The organism is Thermoanaerobacterium thermosulfurigenes (assembly GCF_051201035.1).
In the GTDB taxonomy this organism is placed as follows: Bacteria; Bacillota; Thermoanaerobacteria; order Thermoanaerobacterales; family Thermoanaerobacteraceae; genus Thermoanaerobacterium; species Thermoanaerobacterium thermosulfurigenes.
The window spans coordinates 14,159-30,816 of the sequence record NZ_JBPODR010000012.1 but is presented as its reverse complement, the minus strand read 5'-3'; the positions used below and the strand labels follow the sequence as shown (position 1 = coordinate 30,816).

17 protein-coding genes, 5 tRNA genes and 1 other RNA gene are annotated in these 16,658 nt (G+C 37.7%); 22 read left to right on the top strand and 1 reads right to left on the bottom strand.

From position 1 onward, the window contains the following. Positions 1 to 48: 48 nt before the first annotated feature. From HNR52_RS06470 to HNR52_RS06370, 21 genes are all read left to right on the top strand, one after another. Complete coding sequence (locus HNR52_RS06470) at positions 49 to 1,059, top strand: deoxyguanosinetriphosphate triphosphohydrolase (protein ID WP_435620026.1); 1,011 nt, start codon at positions 49 to 51, stop codon at positions 1,057 to 1,059. A 129-nt stretch (positions 1,060 to 1,188) separates the two neighbouring features. After that, positions 1,189 to 2,985, top strand: coding sequence for a DNA primase (gene dnaG / locus HNR52_RS06465; protein WP_435620025.1), 1,797 nt, complete (start codon positions 1,189 to 1,191; stop codon positions 2,983 to 2,985). A 31-nt stretch (positions 2,986 to 3,016) separates the two neighbouring features. Then, on the top strand, positions 3,017 to 4,090 hold the full coding sequence (gene rpoD / locus HNR52_RS06460) for an RNA polymerase sigma factor RpoD (RefSeq protein ID WP_013787612.1): 1,074 nt from the start codon (positions 3,017 to 3,019) through the stop codon (positions 4,088 to 4,090). Positions 4,091 to 4,135: 45 nt separating this feature from the next. After that, positions 4,136 to 4,210, top strand: a tRNA-Asn gene (locus HNR52_RS06455). A 6-nt stretch (positions 4,211 to 4,216) separates the two neighbouring features. After that, a tRNA-Ile gene (locus HNR52_RS06450) sits at positions 4,217 to 4,292 on the top strand. A 54-nt stretch (positions 4,293 to 4,346) separates the two neighbouring features. Next, positions 4,347 to 5,057 (top strand): tRNA (adenine(22)-N(1))-methyltransferase, encoded by a 711-nt coding sequence (locus HNR52_RS06445; protein WP_435620024.1) that lies wholly within the window; start codon positions 4,347 to 4,349, stop codon positions 5,055 to 5,057. Continuing rightward, entirely contained in the window at positions 5,020 to 6,135 is a 1,116-nt protein-coding gene (locus tag HNR52_RS06440; protein WP_013787614.1) for a Nif3-like dinuclear metal center hexameric protein, read from the top strand. Before HNR52_RS06445 ends, HNR52_RS06440 begins: the two co-directional genes overlap by 38 nt. Before the next feature lie 63 nt (positions 6,136 to 6,198). Then, positions 6,199 to 6,576: RNase P RNA component class A (gene rnpB / locus HNR52_RS06435), an RNA gene on the top strand. A 75-nt stretch (positions 6,577 to 6,651) separates the two neighbouring features. Beyond that, positions 6,652 to 7,761 carry a tRNA 2-thiouridine(34) synthase MnmA gene (gene mnmA / locus HNR52_RS06430; protein ID WP_435620023.1) on the top strand — a complete coding sequence of 370 codons (1,110 nt, stop codon included), beginning with the start codon at positions 6,652 to 6,654 and terminating at the stop codon, positions 7,759 to 7,761. Between the two features lie 69 nt (positions 7,762 to 7,830). Beyond that, positions 7,831 to 8,532 carry a purine-nucleoside phosphorylase gene (gene deoD / locus HNR52_RS06425; protein WP_013787616.1) on the top strand — a complete coding sequence of 234 codons (702 nt, stop codon included), beginning with the start codon at positions 7,831 to 7,833 and terminating at the stop codon, positions 8,530 to 8,532. A gap of 18 nt (positions 8,533 to 8,550) precedes the next feature. Next, a complete protein-coding gene (gene manA, locus HNR52_RS06420; RefSeq protein WP_013787617.1) occupies positions 8,551 to 9,507 on the top strand; it encodes a mannose-6-phosphate isomerase, class I in 957 nt (318 codons plus the stop codon). 55 nt (positions 9,508 to 9,562) lie between these two features. Further along, a tRNA-Val gene (locus HNR52_RS06415) sits at positions 9,563 to 9,639 on the top strand. 38 nt (positions 9,640 to 9,677) lie between these two features. Beyond that, positions 9,678 to 9,753 (top strand) — tRNA-Val (locus HNR52_RS06410). A gap of 134 nt (positions 9,754 to 9,887) precedes the next feature. Further along, positions 9,888 to 9,959: transfer RNA gene (locus HNR52_RS06405), tRNA-Ala, on the top strand. Positions 9,960 to 10,101: 142 nt separating this feature from the next. After that, on the top strand, positions 10,102 to 10,311 hold the full coding sequence (locus HNR52_RS06400; RefSeq protein WP_435620022.1) for a DUF3006 domain-containing protein: 210 nt from the start codon (positions 10,102 to 10,104) through the stop codon (positions 10,309 to 10,311). Between the two features lie 11 nt (positions 10,312 to 10,322). Then, positions 10,323 to 11,240: a ComEC/Rec2 family competence protein gene (locus HNR52_RS06395; protein ID WP_435620021.1), complete on the top strand. Its 918-nt coding sequence runs from the start codon at positions 10,323 to 10,325 to the stop codon at positions 11,238 to 11,240. A gap of 78 nt (positions 11,241 to 11,318) precedes the next feature. After that, the gene (locus tag HNR52_RS06390; RefSeq protein WP_435620020.1) at positions 11,319 to 12,389 is read left to right on the top strand and encodes a glycosyl hydrolase family 18 protein; all 1,071 of its coding nucleotides are present in this window, start codon (positions 11,319 to 11,321) and stop codon (positions 12,387 to 12,389) included. A 123-nt stretch (positions 12,390 to 12,512) separates the two neighbouring features. Further along, the gene (locus tag HNR52_RS06385) at positions 12,513 to 13,289 is read left to right on the top strand and encodes a prolipoprotein diacylglyceryl transferase (protein ID WP_435620019.1); all 777 of its coding nucleotides are present in this window, start codon (positions 12,513 to 12,515) and stop codon (positions 13,287 to 13,289) included. A gap of 52 nt (positions 13,290 to 13,341) precedes the next feature. Further along, positions 13,342 to 13,848: a GAF domain-containing protein gene (locus HNR52_RS06380; protein ID WP_013787623.1), complete on the top strand. Its 507-nt coding sequence runs from the start codon at positions 13,342 to 13,344 to the stop codon at positions 13,846 to 13,848. Continuing rightward, on the top strand, positions 13,845 to 14,414 hold the full coding sequence (locus HNR52_RS06375) for a LemA family protein (protein ID WP_013787624.1): 570 nt from the start codon (positions 13,845 to 13,847) through the stop codon (positions 14,412 to 14,414). The genes HNR52_RS06380 and HNR52_RS06375 overlap by 4 nt, the downstream gene beginning before the upstream one ends. Positions 14,415 to 14,426: 12 nt before the next feature. Then, positions 14,427 to 15,230: a TPM domain-containing protein gene (locus HNR52_RS06370; protein ID WP_435620018.1), complete on the top strand. Its 804-nt coding sequence runs from the start codon at positions 14,427 to 14,429 to the stop codon at positions 15,228 to 15,230. On the opposite strand, the gene namA is transcribed toward HNR52_RS06370, so the two are convergent. Further along, positions 15,227 to 16,249, bottom strand: coding sequence for an NADPH dehydrogenase NamA (gene namA / locus HNR52_RS06365; RefSeq protein ID WP_435620017.1), 1,023 nt, complete (start codon positions 16,247 to 16,249; stop codon positions 15,227 to 15,229). The two genes, HNR52_RS06370 and namA, sit on opposite strands and share 4 nt — an antisense overlap. A 170-nt stretch (positions 16,250 to 16,419) precedes the next feature. Between namA and HNR52_RS06360 the strand changes: the two genes are divergently transcribed. Further along, a complete protein-coding gene (locus tag HNR52_RS06360) occupies positions 16,420 to 16,641 on the top strand; it encodes a NifU family protein (protein WP_013787627.1) in 222 nt (73 codons plus the stop codon). Positions 16,642 to 16,658: the final 17 nt, after the last annotated feature.

Here is a 16,658-nt window from a genome sequence, read left to right as displayed (position 1 = left end):
ATAAAATAAAACCCTTATTGGGTTTTATTTTTGTGAGAAGGTGATATGATGAAAATAAGGGAAATATCCGAGGATATGGAGTATAAGATACTATCACCGTATGCAGCACACAGTAGAGAATCAAAAGGGAGAACAAGAGACGAGGAAAAGTGCGATATTCGCACAGATTACCAAAGGGATAGAGACAGAATCATACATTGTAAGGCTTTTAGGAGATTGAGTCATAAGACGCAGGTTTTTATATCTCCTGAAGGTGACCACTACAGGACGAGACTTACGCATACTTTGGAAGTTGCACAAATATCAAAAACTATCGCAAGGGCATTGCGGCTTAACGAAGACTTAACCGAAGCTATAGCGTTAGGTCACGATTTAGGGCATACCCCTTTTGGCCATTCGGGTGAGGAAGTTTTAAATAGGCTTTTAAAAGATGGCTTTAGGCATAGTGTCCAAAGCTTAAGAGTGGTGGATGTGATAGAAAATAATGGTTTAGGGCTTAATCTGACATGGGAAGTGCGAGATGGCATCTTAAATCATTCCACATCCGGAAATCCTGGAACATTGGAAGGTAAAATCGTTCAATTAGCAGACAAGATTGCCTATGTGAATCACGATATTGATGATGCAATTCGAGGTAAAGTATTGACAAATGATGATATACCAAAAGATTTAAGGCGTATATTAGGAGAGACTCACAGCAAGAGGATAAACACAATGGTTAAGGACATAATTGAAAACAGCATGGGAAAAGATAGTATCTCCATGAGCCGTGAGATTTATGATGCTACTTACAGCCTTAGAGATTTTTTGTTTAAAAAGGTTTATATAGGTTCGAAGGCAAAAAGCGAAGAGGCAAAAGCGAAAAAAGTTGTTGAACAGCTTTTTTATTATTTTTGTGAAAATGTGGACGACATGCCAGATGAATTTATCGAATTAACACATGAATATGGTAAAGAACGGGCAGTTGCTGACTATATAGCAGGAATGACTGATAAATACGCTATAACAAAGTATAAAGAGATTTTCTTACCATCACCGTGGGAAGATAAAAATTTCTAATATGTAAAAATTTCAAGAAGGATTTTAGGAATTTATGTCGAATATATTAATTCCATGAAAATTTTATAATTCTTTTTTAAAAAGAGGATTTTCCTATTTTTTGTCGAACTATTAATTAAGGTGGTGTTTATGTCTTATTCAAAAGACGTAATTGATAGGGTAATAGAAGAAAATGATATAGTTGATGTTGTCTCAAGTTATGTTTCGCTTAAAAAATCTGGCAAAGACTTTAAGGGATTGTGCCCATTTCATCATGAGAAAACACCATCTTTCAATGTAAGCCAAGAGAAGCAGCTTTATCATTGTTTTGGTTGCCAAGCCAGCGGAAATGTCATTACCTTTGTAATGAATATTGAAAATGTAGGTTTTAAGGAGGCCGTTGAGTTCTTGGCAGATAGAGCTGGTATAGAGATTGAAGAAGAAAATTTGTCAGGTTTAGAGTATCAGAAAAAAAAGCTGAAAGATGAAATATATGAAGTCAATAGGTTAGCTGCTTTGTTTTATCACAGGTATCTTTATTCTAAATTTGGACAGGCTGCATTAAAATACCTCTACGATAGGGGCATAGACGACATTACGATAAAGAGATTTGGATTGGGGTTTTCTCCGCCAAGTGGACTTGAATTGCTTAAGTATTTAAAGCGCCGCAATTACAATACTGACGTACTTGTAAGCGCTGGTCTTGTTTCAAAAAGCAGCACTGGATCATATTACGATAGATTTAAAAATCGGGTAATGTTTCCTATAATAGACGAGAAAAACAATGTGATAGGTTTTGGCGGCAGAATCATGGATGATGCAAAGCCAAAGTATTTAAATACTCCTGAGACGGTTGTTTTTAAAAAAGGAAAGACCTTATATGGAATTAATTACGCCAAAAAATCTAAAGAAGATATGTTTATTATCGTTGAAGGATATATGGATGCTATAGCATTGTACCAAAGCGGACTTGACAATGTCGTCGCATCGTTGGGTACTGCGCTGACTTTAGAGCAAGGTAGACTTATAAAAAAGTACAAAAACACTGTCGTAATTTCATATGACGCAGATGAAGCAGGCATTGAGGCCACAATGAGAGGTCTTAACCTTTTAGATGAACTGGACCTAAATGTAAATATATTGACAGTACCTAATGGCAAGGACCCTGATGAATATGTGAGAAAAGAGGGTTTTGACGCATTTAAAAAGCTTCTTGAAAAGACAGATACATTGATAGAATATAAGATAAAGAAGTACAAGCAAGATTTGGATTTAGAAAAACCATCAGACAGGATAAAGTATATCAAAAAGGTGTGCAAGGATCTTGCCACAGTTAAAGACGAAGTAAAGCGAGATGTGTATATTTCCATTGTATCAAAAGACGCTGAAATACCTGAAAATACTATTAGAGCAGAAATAGACCAATTTGTCAAGGGTTTTTTGCAAAATAATAAAAAAATTAGGTATACAGTTGGCAATAATAGGCATAATATTAAATACAGTGGAGCAAAAAAGATACCGTCTCTTAAGTACTTGATTGCACTGCTTTTAATTGACAACAAGCTTTATAGCAGGGTGAAAGGTAAGCTTTCTGTAGATGACATCGAAGACGAACATTTAAAGTCAGTGATGTCGTATATTTTTGAAAGGCTTGAAGATGGTGGCCATGTGGATGTAAAAGACCTAAGCTTTATGCTGGACAATGCTGATTTAAAAGACGAATTTAACGATATATTCAACGTGCTGTATAGCGAGAAAGTGGCAAGCGAAAAAATAGTGGATGACTGTGTAAGAGAGATAATCAAAGACGACATACGAAGAAAAATAGCGAGCATTAAACGCGAAATTGACGATTCATATAATGCTGGTGACATTGAGAAGGAAAGAGAACTTTTGATACAATTACAGAAATATGAAAAGGAGATGCTGAGTTTAAAAAATGGCTGAGAAAAAGGTTGCCCAAAAGGAGGGGACACCCATGAATAAAGAAAAAGTAAAAAATTCTATAAAAGAGCTTATTGATAAAGGCAAAAAGAATGGCATGCTGACGTATAATGAAATAATGAATTCTCTTGAAGATATTGATATGGATGCAGATCAGATAGAAAAAGTATATGATACATTCGAAAAGTTGGGTATAGAAATCGTGGGAGAAGAACCACAACAAGATGAATTAATTCCAGAGGAAGATCTGGATTTGGATCTTACTATTCCTGAAGGAATAAATATTGATGATCCAGTAAGGATGTACTTAAAGGAAATAGGAAAAATACCTCTTTTATCTCCTGATGAAGAGATAGAGTTGGCAAAGAGGATAGAAAAAGGCGATGAGGAAGCTAAAAAAAGGCTTACGGAAGCGAATTTGAGGCTTGTTGTAAGCATTGCTAAACGATACGTAGGCAGAGGTATGTTATTTCTCGATTTGATCCAAGAAGGAAATTTAGGTCTACTAAAAGCTGTAGAAAAGTTTAACTACAGAAAGGGATTTAAGTTTAGCACATACGCTACGTGGTGGATAAGACAGGCAATCACGAGGGCTATAGCTGATCAAGCCAGGACGATACGCATTCCTGTCCATATGGTAGAGACTATTAATAAGCTTATAAGGGTTTCAAGGCAACTTTTGCAGGAATTGGGACGTGATCCTCTACCAGAGGAGATCGCTAAAGAGATGGATATGTCAGTTGACAAGGTCAGAGAGATAATGAAGATTGCTCAGGAACCAGTATCGTTAGAGACTCCTATAGGCGAAGAAGAAGACAGCCATCTTGGCGATTTTATACCAGACGAAGATGCTCCAGCCCCTGCTGAAGCGGCAGCATTTACTATGCTTAAAGAGCAGCTTATAGACGTTTTGGATACTTTGACGCCGAGGGAAGAAAAGGTGTTGAGGCTAAGATTTGGATTGGATGACGGAAGAGCAAGGACATTGGAAGAAGTGGGCAAAGAATTCAATGTTACAAGAGAGAGAATAAGACAGATAGAGGCAAAGGCATTGAGGAAATTAAGACATCCAAGCCGCAGCAAGAAATTAAAAGATTTTTTGGATTAACACTGCTTGACACCGGTTAAAAATGTAGTATAATAATAAATGTATTCCTCAGTAGCTCAATGGTGGAGCAACCGGCTGTTAACCGGTAGGCTGTAGGTTCGAGCCCTACCTGAGGAGCCATATTTAGGGCCTTTAGCTCAGTTGGTAGAGCGGTCGGCTCATAACCGATTGGTCCGGGGTTCGAGTCCCTGAAGGCCCACCATATAATGATGAAAGGATAGGCATTTGATTTTACAAATGCTTTTTATTTTATAGTATGAAGCTGTCACAGAGATTAAATTCTATCGTCAAAATGATAAAACTTCATTCTAAAGTTGCTGATATAGGTACAGACCATGGATATATACCAGTCTACCTTTATTTAAATGGCATTTCAGACTACATAATTGCATCAGATGTAAAATCTACTTCTCTCAATAAAGCAATTGATGTTATTAAAAAGTACAATCTGTCAGAAAATATAATTGTACGGCTTGGCGATGGATTAAGCGTTTTAATGCCAAATGAAGTTGATACGGTTGTAATAGCCGGTATGGGTGGCATTTTGACTTCAGATATTTTAGAAAAAGGCAAAAGCATTGCTTCAACTGTAGAGAGATTTATCTTGCAGCCTATGACGGCATCTGACCATCTTCGCAGGTATATTTATGAGAATGGGTATTTGATTGTTGATGAAGGTTTAGTCTTTGAAAAAGGGAAGTTCTTTGAGATAATTGCTGTAGAACATGGCAAGGGGAGAGTCCACGACGAAATTTTTTATGAAATCGGTGAAAAACTCTTTCAAAAAAGTCACCCATTGCTTAAAGATTATATATCATATAAGATAGGAAAGCTAAAAAAGATTTTTGATGAAGTCTCGAAAAGCAATGAAAGTGATTTACTGAAAGAGGATATTTTAAATAAAATAAAAAAATATGAGGTGTTATTGTATGAGTCTGAAATGCCAGACAATAGCGGGAATGATTGACAAACTTGCACCACACAAATGTGCTGAAGAATGGGACAATGTTGGGCTTCTTGTGGGGAATCCCAGAAAAGATGTGTCGTCTGTCATGGTGGCTTTGGATGCCACAAGAGAAGTTGTATTAGAAGCCATATCAAAGAAAGTCGACATGATTGTAACGCATCACCCTATAATATTTAAACCATTTAAGAATTTACGTACTGATAATCCGTTAGGCGAAGTTTTGACGATGCTTATAAGAGAAGACATACCTGTGTATTCAGCGCATACCAACTTTGATGCTGCAAAGGGCGGAATGAACGATATTCTCTGCAACATACTGGGAATATACGACGAGGAGATTTTGCAAGTTACGTATAAAGAAGGCTATAAGAAAATTGTAGTATATGTTCCGATTGGATATGAGGAAATAGTAAAGACAGCTATGTGCAATGCAGGTGCAGGCTACATAGGAAATTACAGCGATTGTACTTTTCAAACGATGGGCATAGGAAGTTTTAAACCGTTAGAGGGAACGAATCCTTTTATAGGTGAGATAGGAAAAGTGGAAAATACTCAGGAGGTTAGAATAGAGACTATAGCACCAGATAAATTGGTAAATAGGGTTATAAGTGCTATGTTAAAAGTTCATCCATATGAAGAGGTAGCTTATGACATATACCCTGTTGAGACATTGTATGACGAATATGGAATCGGGAGAGTAGGCTTAATAAAAGACACTACATTAGGCAACCTCGCAAATGATGTAAAAGCAAAACTTGGCTTAAAAAACATACGTGTCGTAGGCGATTTAAACAAGACAGTTAAAAAAGTGGCTGTATGCGGTGGCAGTGGTGGTAGCTTTGTATCAATTTCAGCTTTTAAAGGTGCCGATGTTTTGATAACAGGTGATGTTGGCTACCATGATGCAGTAGATGCAAGGCATATTGGACTGGCTATAATAGATGCGGGTCATTTTGGCACAGAGAAGATTTCTGTAAATTTCATCGCTGAATACATAAGGGATGAAGCGCAAAAAATGGATGTAGACTTAAATGTCATTACCAGCGAAGCACAAGCTGATCCGTTTATGTTTATGTAATAATTGCCAGTTGACAAACTTATTTGATAGTGGTATCATTCTATATCTGGAGAGTAATACTTACGAGTAAGCCAGATGGTCGCGTACATTATGTACGAGGAAAGTCCGAGCTCCACAGGGCAAGGTGCCGGGTAATACCCGGTGGAGGTGACTCCAAGGAAAGTGCAACAGAGATATACCGCCTATCACTAATTCGTAAATAATAATGCTTTTATTAATAGCGAATTGGCGGTGGGTAAGGGTGGAAAGGCGAGGTAAGAGCTCACCAGCATCCAGGCGACTGGAATGCTCTGTAAACCCCACCTGGAGCAAGGTAGAATAGGAGGGAAATACAAGTGGCCCGCTTGACCCTCGGGTAAAACCGCTGGAGGTATCAGGTAACTGATATCGTAGATAGATGACCATCTAAAACAGAACTCGGCTTATAGACTTGCTCGTATTAAAAGGCAAAAACTCAATGTCATGTGGCATTGAGTTTTTTTAAATAATTTTTTATGAGAGAGGTTGTAATTTTAAATGGCTTATGAGAATCAAAATGTAAAAGTTGTAGTTGGAATGTCTGGAGGAGTAGATTCCTCTGTGTCTGCACTGCTTCTTAAAGAACAAGGATACGATGTGATAGGCATATTTATGAAAAATTGGGATGAAGAAGATGATTCTGGGTACTGTACTGCAGCAGAGGATTACGAGGATGTTGTGAGAGTTTGCGATAAAATAGGCATTCCTTACTATTCGATAAACTTTACAAAAGAATATTGGGACAGAGTTTTTCAGTATTTCTTGAATGAATACAAAAGCGGTAGAACACCCAATCCAGACGTAATGTGCAACAAAGAGATAAAGTTTAAGGCTTTTTTGGAGTTTTCGATGAAAATTGGAGCAGATTATATTGCAACAGGCCACTATGCAAGGATAGAGCATACAGATGGGCACTACAAGATGCTAAAAGGTGTAGACAAAAACAAAGATCAGACGTATTTTTTATGTGAGCTTGGGCAGAAGCAGTTGTCAAAGACGATGTTTCCAATAGGACACCTTGATAAATCGGAAGTGCGGGAGATAGCACGAAAGGCAGGTCTGAAGACGGCTGATAAAAAAGACAGCACAGGTATTTGCTTTATCGGAGAGAGAAAGTTTAAAGAATTTTTAAATCAATTTCTGCCTGCGAAGCCGGGAGAAATAAGGGATCTGTCGGGGCGCGTATTGGGACGTCATGATGGGCTTATGTTTTACACATTAGGACAGAGAAGGGGCATCGGCATAGGTGGTGTAGGTACAGGAGAGCCTTGGTTTGTAGTTGACAAAGATGTTGAAAACAATATACTTTATGTTGCACAAGGTGATAAAAATCCTGCATTGTATTCATACGGCTTGTTTACGAAGAATGTAAATTGGATAGACGGTGACATGAACTTCGATGAACTTAGGTGCAAAGCAAAATTCAGGTATAGACAGCCTGACCAAGACGTAATGGTTTTTAAGAAAGACAATGGTTATTTAGTTGTGTTTGATAAGCCTCAAAGAGCTGTTACTCCAGGGCAATTTGTCGTCTTTTACGATGGTGAATACTGCCTTGGAGGTGGCGTGATAGAGACCATATATAAAGATGAAAAAGCCTTGATATAAAAAGCGATTGAAGGTTTACATCATTTTTGATATTATATAATTGTAAAATATTAAAAGGAGATGGATGAATTGAGTATTCACATAGGTGCAAAAGATGGAGAAATTGCAAGTACAGTATTATTGCCTGGAGATCCACTGAGGGCTAAGTACATTGCAGACAATTTTTTAACTGATGTAATTTGTTACAATGAAGTTCGCGGAATGTACGGATTTACTGGTTATTATAAAGGTAAAAGAGTATCTGTTCAGGGAACAGGTATGGGTATACCATCTATATCCATATATGTAAACGAGCTTATCCAAAGCTACAACGTAAAAAATCTCATAAGGATAGGCACATGCGGATCAATGCAAGAAGATATAAACATAAGGGATGTAATATTAGCAATGGCGTCATCGACAGATTCCGCCATAAATAAGATCAGGTTTAATGGCATGGACTATGCTCCTACAGCCAGTTTCAAGCTCCTGAAAAAAGCTTATGATGCGGCTTTGGAGAAAGGTATCAACGTAAAAGTAGGCAATATACTTTCATCAGATACATTTTACAACGATGATAAAGATAGCTGGAAATTATGGGCTAAGTTTGGCGTTTTAGCAGTTGAGATGGAAACAGCAGGTCTTTACACTTTAGCTGCTAAGTATGGAGTAGATGCTCTTACCATATTGACAGTAAGCGATAGTTTAGTTACAGGTCATGCTACATCTGCAGAAGAAAGGCAGAAGACATTTAACGATATGATAGAAATTGCTCTAAATATCGCTGAATAATATGTGGGAGTGATGAGAATGCAACCACTAAAGTTTAAACCCATATTTATGGAAAGGATATGGGGCGGAGATGCCTTGAAGACAAAGTACGGCTTTAATGTACCTTACGGCAAAAAGATAGGTGAGCTTTGGTGCATTTCTGACAATACAACTGCTGTAAGTGAAGTAGATGGCGGTATTTACGATGGAGTTAAATTAAGCGAACTTGCAAATAAGCATGGAGACGAGCTTTATGGAGAAGGCAAATCGTACGGTAGATTTCCATTGCTTATAAAGATAATAGATGCCAATGATAAATTGTCTGTTCAAGTGCATCCAGATGATGATTACGCTTATCATCATGAAAATGGCGATATAGGCAAAACAGAAATGTGGTATATAATCGATGCAAAGCCTGGTGCCAAACTTATCTGTGGTTTAAAAGAAGGCACGACGAAGGAACAATTTAAGTCATTGCTTGAAAAGGAAAGTCTTGAAGAATGTCTAAATGAGATAGAGGTAAAGCCAGGAGATGTAGTGTACATACCTTCAGGGATGGTACATGCCATCGGAGAAGGCATACTAATCTGCGAAATACAGCAGAATTCGGATTTAACTTACAGAGTCTATGATTACAATAGAGTAGATGACAATGGAAACAAAAGAGAGCTTCACATTGATAAAGCTTTAGACGTGATTGATTTTAATTTAAAAAGCGATAAAATAGTTCCTAAATATAAAAAGGTAGATGGGGGAAGCATTGCCAATGTCGTTCAGTCAAAATACTTTAAAACGGATGTAATCTATGTTGAGTCAACGGTCAATATAGAGACTAACGGCATTTTTAATACGTTGGTGATGGTAGAAGGCGAAGGAAAGATAATTTACGAAGATGGGGAAGCCGATTTGAAAAGCGGTGAATCGCTTTTGATACCTGCGTCAATTGGCAAATACACCATTACTGGAAATTGCAAACTTATAAGGTCTTACGTGTAGAAAGTGATGTTGACATAGAGGTAAAAATATAATATACTAAACATGTAAGGCGAGTGGGGTTATAGCCCAGCTGGTTAGAGCGCTACGTTGACATCGTAGAGGTCACAGGTTCGAGCCCTGTTAACCCCACCATTTTAACTAATTTAAAATTTAAATATAGATTTTTAAGTGGGGTTATAGCCCAGCGGTTAGAGCGCTACGCTCACATCGTAGAGGCCACAGGTTCGAATCCTGTTAACCCCACCAATCTGAAATATGCAGCTTAAAAAGCTGTTTTTATTTTGCAAAAAACCGCCTCTAAAAGGCGGCTTGAACAACATTTCTACTTTTTGACAAAAAAGTAGAAATCATCACCATCTTATGATATAATTATTTTTGATGGGGATGTAACTCAGCGGGAGAGTACCACATTCGCATTGTGGGAGTCGAGGGTTCAAATCCCTTCATCTCCACTTAGAAAAATCAAGGGTTTGGACATTTTACTTAAGTCCAACCCCTTTTTTGTGCCCAATTGGTGCCATATTTTTTTATTTTTTTCATTTTAGTGGATGGAATAAAAGGTTCCCATGATATAATAGTTTGGGAGGGATGATTATGAATGAAATGTGCATAATAGACAGATTCGAAGGTGATTACGCTGTAATTGAGTTTGGGCGTATTACATTTAATTTTCCTCGTACTCTTTTACCAAAAGATTTAAAAGAAGGCGATGTAATAAAGTTTGATGTACGAATTGACAGTGAAGAAACGCTTAAGCGAAGCCAGAAAATAAAAAGGCTGGCAGATGAACTTTTTAGAGAGTAGAGAGGTGCATCATGTTTAAAAAAATAGCAATTTTCGGTTTGATATTTGCTTTAGTTTTTTCTTTGGTTGGATGTTCTGACACCACAAATTTCAATCAGAAACAAGGCGAAATTCAGAATTCTACAGTACAATCTAAAGATGGCTTACTTAAAGTGTATTTTATCGATGTAGGACAAGGCGATAGCATTTTTATTAAGACACCTGACAATAAGACAATGCTAATCGATGCTGGTGTACCAGAAATGGGGAAAAAGGTCGTCGACTACATAAAAAGTTTAGGTGTAACAAAAATCGATATATTAGTTGGAACACACCCACACGAAGATCACATTGGTGGAATGGATAGAGTAATAGAAAGCTTTGAAATAGGAAGATTTTACATGCCAAAGGTGACTACAAATACAAAGACATTTGAATATGTATTAAATGCTGCAAAAAATAAGGGATTGAAGATAGATGTGGCAAAAGCAGGAGTGACTTTGGACCTTGGTCCTTCTGTTAGTGCTGAAATTATAGCGCCAAATAGCTCTAAATACGCCGATCTTAACGAATACAGTGCAGTGATAAAACTTACTTATAAAAACACATCGTTTTTGTTTACTGGCGATGCTGGTGCTGAATCGGAGAGGGAAATGATTGAAAAGGGGTATGATTTGAAGTCGGATGTACTTAAAGTTGGTCATCATGGAAGCTCAACATCAACTACTGCGAGCTTTTTAGATGATGTCAGTCCTAAATATGCTGTAATCTCCTGTGGAAAAGGCAATGACTACGGACATCCCCACAGTTCTACATTGAAAAAACTTAAAGCCAGAAACATACCGGTCTATAGGACAGACGAATGTGGGACAATAATTGCTGTAAGCGATGGGCAAAGTATTTCGTTTAATGTGAAACCAGGCGATTACACACCGGGACAAAAAAACTAAAAACGGATTTTTGTTACATAAATATGTAGATTTCATGAAAAGATATAACCAGAAAGAATTATGAGGAGGTTATATCTCATGAAAAAATATAAAAGATATATTGCGATGATGCTGATTTTTGTTATGGTGCTTGCAACTGCATCATTGGCAGGATGCAAAAGCTCAGTTAAAAAACCAGTTACATCAAAGAGAAGTTTAAATGTTGTTGGATTTTATGTTGATTCACCTGGATACGACAACTCATACAATTCGCTTGTAAAATACGCGAAGTACATGGACACAGTTTCACCACTTTGGCTTACTGTTCAAGGTGATGGATCTGTTAAAGATTCAACAAATCCGCAAGCTTTAAACTTTGCAAAGAAAAATGGTTTAAAAGTTGTACCGCTTGTAAACGTGGCTGACAGCAAGGATTCAGTTTTGCTGGATTCTAAAGTGAAGACTGAGACCATGAATGAGCTTATAAGTCTTCTTAAAAAACATGGATTTGACGGATACAACATAGACTTTGAGTTTATCCCACATGGCACAAAAAATTATGTTAAGGATAAAGACTACCTTACGGCATTTATGGGTACTTTTAGGACGATGATGAAAAGAGAGGGTAAAATCTTAGATATGTCTGTGATTCCTCATTATCAGGTTTCACCTGATATATCGGGAATTTACGATTATCACAAATTGGCACCATTGGTTGATCATGTGACATTGATGACTTACGACAGGCATAATGCCTCATCGCCACCGGGACCAGTATCTCCGGAGCAGTGGGTTGAGAACAATGTGAAGGATGCATTAAAAGAAGGCTTTAAACCAAGTCAGATTTGCCTTGGTGTTGCGACGTATGGATACGATTGGCCTGCAAATAAGTCAGGTGGTTTTTCTGCTCCAACAAAGACGATACTTCAGAATGCTCAGCAGAAAGGTGTGACAGTACAGTGGAGCAATACGTATCAAGAGCCATATTACACATATTATGACAGCACATATGGCGCCACAAGGCAGGTATGGTTTGAAAATTCTACGACGATGGCTGAGAAAATAGATATAGCGAAAAAATACGGCATTCATGGCATTTGCATATGGAGAATAGGTTTTGAAACACCATCATTTTGGCAGGTTATAGCCAAAAAGATTGGAGCAAAGTAAGTAGTAGCCACTCGCATAGCGGGTGGTTTTTGATTCATCTGTAAATTCAATAAAACGTTGACTTACTGTTAAAAGAATAATATAATCAAATCATGACAAATAAACATATATTGGAGGTTAGTTATGTATATACCATCTATTAGCCCGTATGCATTTAAAATTGGACCGATTGCTGTACATTGGTACGGAATTTTTATGGCTTTATCTATAGCTGCTGGTGCATATTACTTGTACGTTAGGTCGAAAGAGCTTAACTACGATGAAGATTTCTTGTTAAATCTTTTGATGATTGTGGTTATATCCGGAATAGTAGGAGCAAGATTGATGTTTGTATTGGCGAATGACATTGATTGGTTTTACAAAGATCCGATACATATTCTTAAGATTTATCAAGGTGGACTATCATGGCATGGAGCTGTATTGGGAGGATTTCTTGCAGGCCTTTATTACTGCCATAAGAAAAACGTCAAGATAAATCCATTGGAAGATTATGCTGTCATAGGATTGGCTATAGGGAATATGCTTGTAAGAATAGGAAATATATTTAACCAAGAGGTTTTGGGAAGGCAAACTGATTTTGCTTTTGGAAGATGGCCCGCACAATTAGTTGGTGTAGCAATGGGACTTATCCTTTTAATACGTTATTTTTACATCGAGAGAAAGCACATGCCGTATGGGTATCAGTTTTGGTCTTTTATATTTTACTATCAGCTTATGAGAGGGCTTATTGAAGAAACTGTAAGGGACAATCCACTATTTTGGCCAGTTTATCTAAATAAGCACCTTGGAATCGGCTTTTTTACTTTGACGCAGATTGCAACTCCTTTCATACTTATATTGGCATACTGGATGATGAGGCGTGTATTAAATGATCCAGAAAATAAGAAAGTAAATTATTGACCTGCTTTACGCGGGTTTTTTATATAATGAAAAATGAGAGAGGGAGATTGTGATGGAGAAAAAAGAATTATTTAAAAGATTGCTTTCGATGATAGAGAAATCATCAAGTGAGATAGATGATTTAAACTATTTTTACCATGAGGTTGTGAAAATATTGGACAGCAATTTACCTTACTACAATTGGACAGGTTTTTATTTCATGGAAGATGGGATGTTGAAACTTGGCCCATACATAGGAAGGCCCACAGAACATGTGAAGATAAACGTTGGTCAAGGTATATGCGGCAGAGCCGTGACTGAAAATGCCACAATTGTCGTAGATGATGTGACAAAAGAGGACAATTACTTGGCTTGTAGCATCGAGACAAAGTCTGAGATAGTAGTGCCTATAAGAATTGGCGATGAAATAATCGGCGAAATTGACATAGACAGCGATGAAAAAGCGGCTTTTGACGATGATGATAGAGCATTTTTAGAAGCTGTGGCAGAAATAGTCAGCAAAAAAATAAAAAATGATCATATAATATCAAAGAAAACTGAGAAAGGAGAGACAACATGAAAAGATCTTCTGTTGTGTTGATTTCAGTAGCAGCAGTCGTGCTATTAATAGTTGTTTACTTTTTTTCAAGTTATAACGGGCTTGTAAGTCAGCAGGAAAATGTAAATAGCAAGTGGAGCCAAATAGAAAATCAGCTACAAAGGAGGGCTGATTTGATTCCTAATCTCGTTGAGACTGTAAAAGGTTATGCTGCACATGAACAGTCTGTGTTTGATAGCGTAAATAAAGCCAGAGAGAAGCTTCTTGCGGCAAATACTGTACAAGAAAAAGCCAACGCCAATGATGAGCTTGGAACAGCTTTAGGAAGGCTTCTGGCCATATCAGAAAACTATCCTAACTTAAAAGCCGATCAAAATTTCAGGCAGTTAAGCGATGAATTGGCAGGCACAGAAAATAGGATCGCCGTTGCCAGAATGGATTACAACAATGCTGTTCAGCAGTATAACACCAGCATAAGGCAGTTTCCTAACGTCATCATAGCAAGAATGTTTGGATTTACGGAGAAACAGTATTTTAAAGCACAAGCATCAGCATCAGAAGTTCCAAAAGTCGATTTTTCGAAATAGGGAGGTTATGTGGTGTTAAAATATGCCAAAACATTATTTTTGCTGATATTTTTTCCTATACTAATTTTTGGCCAAATATTTGCTGCTACAATTCCTCCTAAGCCTTCCCAGTACGATTATGTGTACGACTACGCAAAACTTATGAGCCAAAGCGATATTGATACAATAAGAAACATAGGGAAAGAGATAGAAAACTTAACTGGTGCTCAAATCATCGTAGTGACGGTTGACGATATAGGAGACTATCAAATATCAGATTACGCATTAAGCTTATTTAGAAACTGGGGAATTGGACAGAAAGACAAAAATAATGGCGTACTTCTTTTAGTAGATAAAAAAAGGCTATTGGAAGGATTAAGCGGCAAAGTATTTATATCTGTCGGATACGGGTTGGAAGGTGCTATACCAGATTCTGTAGCAGGAAGGATTTTGGACGATTACGTACTGCCTAAATGGAATGATAAAGATTATTCTGGGGGCATTGTAGAAGGATATAAGGCAATAGCCACATTGGTTGCCAAAGAATACAATGTGGATTTAAAAAATGTTGACCAAAGCCAGTATGCTCAGCAAAATGATAGTGGCAGTAACAAAGCAGAAGGAATAATTTCTATAATCGCTATGATAATATTGCTTATTATTTTTTCTAATATACGCGGATGGTGGTGGCGCGGTCCTGGCGGGTTTGGCCCTGGAGGATTTGGTGGCTTTGGCGGATTTGGAACTGGCGGCGGTGGCTTCGGAGGAGGCTTTGGCAGCGGAGGAGGTGGAAGTTTTGGCGGTGGTTCCACCGGTGGAGGTGGAGCTGGCCGCTAAACTCTAAACTTTCCTCTTTCATATTGCTTTGGCCATTCTACATCTTCTTTAAGGTCGTGGGCTGCATACAGGGGCCAATACGGATTTCTTAGAAGCTCACGGCCTAAGGCTATTAAATCAGCTTTTCCGTCTTTGAGGATTTGCTCAGCCATTTCAGCTTTTGTTATTAGACCTACCGCTGCTGTTTTAAAACCAAGCTGATTTTTTATTTTTTCAGAGTATTTGACTTGATAGCCTGGATAAAGATCGATTTTCGCATTTAAAAGTCCACCGCTGCTTGCATCTATCACGTCGACGCCCAAAGGCTTTATGTATGATAAAATTTTTATCATTTCGTCAATGTCGATGCCGCCTTCAATGTAATCGTCGGATGAAACTCTTACAAATAAAGGTTTATTTTCTGGCCATACTTTTTTTACAGCTTCTATGACTTCTTTAAGCATTCTCACTCTGTTATTGATATCACCGCCGTATTCGTCATTTCTCTTGTTTGACAGGGGCGACAGAAATTCGTGTAGCAAATAACCGTGCGCCGCATGTATTTCAATGGCATCAAAACCAGCATTCAAGGCTCTTACCGTTGCATCTTTAAACTTTTCTACGATAGCATTTATTTCTTCTTTTGTGAGTTCATGTGGCAATTTATAATCATCGCTCCAGTTTATTGCTGAAGGCGCAACAGGCGTTTCATCTGCCACTTCTGATTTTCTTCCAGCATGGGCTAATTGTATTCCCATTGTAACACCGTGTTTTTTGCACTCATCAACAATTCTTTTGAGTGGTTCTACCTGTTGGTCGTTCCAGATGCCAAGATCGCGATCAGTTATTCGCCCTCGACTTTCTACTGCCGTTGCTTCAACCATTATTAACCCTACACCGCCGACGGCTCTGCTGACGTAGTGAACAAAGTGCCAACTGTTTGCAAGTCCATCTTTATCAGCGGAATACTGACACATTGGAGACATCATAATCCTGTTTTTTATGGTAATGTCTTTTATTTTTATAGGTGTAAATAACATAAAAACATCTCCTTTCAAAATATATATTACCACTTAGGGTGCAAAAATAAAAATTATCAAATAAAAAGTTATTTTACAAGCAAAAACGTATTCATTAAGATTGTTTTATTTCTATTTTCCGCAATTCGTGTTATAATATATGTTGTAGATTTTAAAAAGGAGGGCGTAACGTGAGAGAAAGAGTAGAAGAAGTTTTAAAGCTTTTAAGACCTTCTCTTCAAGCAGATGGCGGAGATGTGGAACTCGTCGACGTTACTGACGATGGCGTAGTTCAAGTAAGGCTTACAGGTGCTTGCGGCGGCTGTCCATTTGCAGTAATGACATTGAAAGAAGGAATAGAGAGAGCAATAAAAGAAGAAATACCTGAAGTAAAGGAAGTTGTTGCTCTTTAAGATAAAAAATCCGGAAT

What these genes read in the sequence shown, in the direction of transcription:
- HNR52_RS06470 (WP_435620026.1), top strand. Translation starts at nt 49, where the DNA reads ATGAAAATAAGGGAAATATCCGAGGATATGGAGTATAAGATACTATCA.
- dnaG (WP_435620025.1), top strand. Translation starts at nt 1,189, where the DNA reads ATGTCTTATTCAAAAGACGTAATTGATAGGGTAATAGAAGAAAATGAT.
- rpoD (WP_013787612.1), top strand. Translation starts at nt 3,017, where the DNA reads ATGAATAAAGAAAAAGTAAAAAATTCTATAAAAGAGCTTATTGATAAA.
- HNR52_RS06445 (WP_435620024.1), top strand. Translation starts at nt 4,347, where the DNA reads ATGAAGCTGTCACAGAGATTAAATTCTATCGTCAAAATGATAAAACTT.
- HNR52_RS06440 (WP_013787614.1), top strand. Translation starts at nt 5,020, where the DNA reads ATGAGTCTGAAATGCCAGACAATAGCGGGAATGATTGACAAACTTGCA.
- mnmA (WP_435620023.1), top strand. Translation starts at nt 6,652, where the DNA reads ATGGCTTATGAGAATCAAAATGTAAAAGTTGTAGTTGGAATGTCTGGA.
- manA (WP_013787617.1), top strand. Translation starts at nt 8,551, where the DNA reads ATGCAACCACTAAAGTTTAAACCCATATTTATGGAAAGGATATGGGGC.
- HNR52_RS06400 (WP_435620022.1), top strand. Translation starts at nt 10,102, where the DNA reads ATGAATGAAATGTGCATAATAGACAGATTCGAAGGTGATTACGCTGTA.
- HNR52_RS06395 (WP_435620021.1), top strand. Translation starts at nt 10,323, where the DNA reads ATGTTTAAAAAAATAGCAATTTTCGGTTTGATATTTGCTTTAGTTTTT.
- HNR52_RS06390 (WP_435620020.1), top strand. Translation starts at nt 11,319, where the DNA reads ATGAAAAAATATAAAAGATATATTGCGATGATGCTGATTTTTGTTATG.
- HNR52_RS06385 (WP_435620019.1), top strand. Translation starts at nt 12,513, where the DNA reads ATGTATATACCATCTATTAGCCCGTATGCATTTAAAATTGGACCGATT.
- HNR52_RS06380 (WP_013787623.1), top strand. Translation starts at nt 13,342, where the DNA reads ATGGAGAAAAAAGAATTATTTAAAAGATTGCTTTCGATGATAGAGAAA.
- HNR52_RS06375 (WP_013787624.1), top strand. Translation starts at nt 13,845, where the DNA reads ATGAAAAGATCTTCTGTTGTGTTGATTTCAGTAGCAGCAGTCGTGCTA.
- namA (WP_435620017.1), bottom strand. Translation starts at nt 16,249, where the DNA reads ATGTTATTTACACCTATAAAAATAAAAGACATTACCATAAAAAACAGG.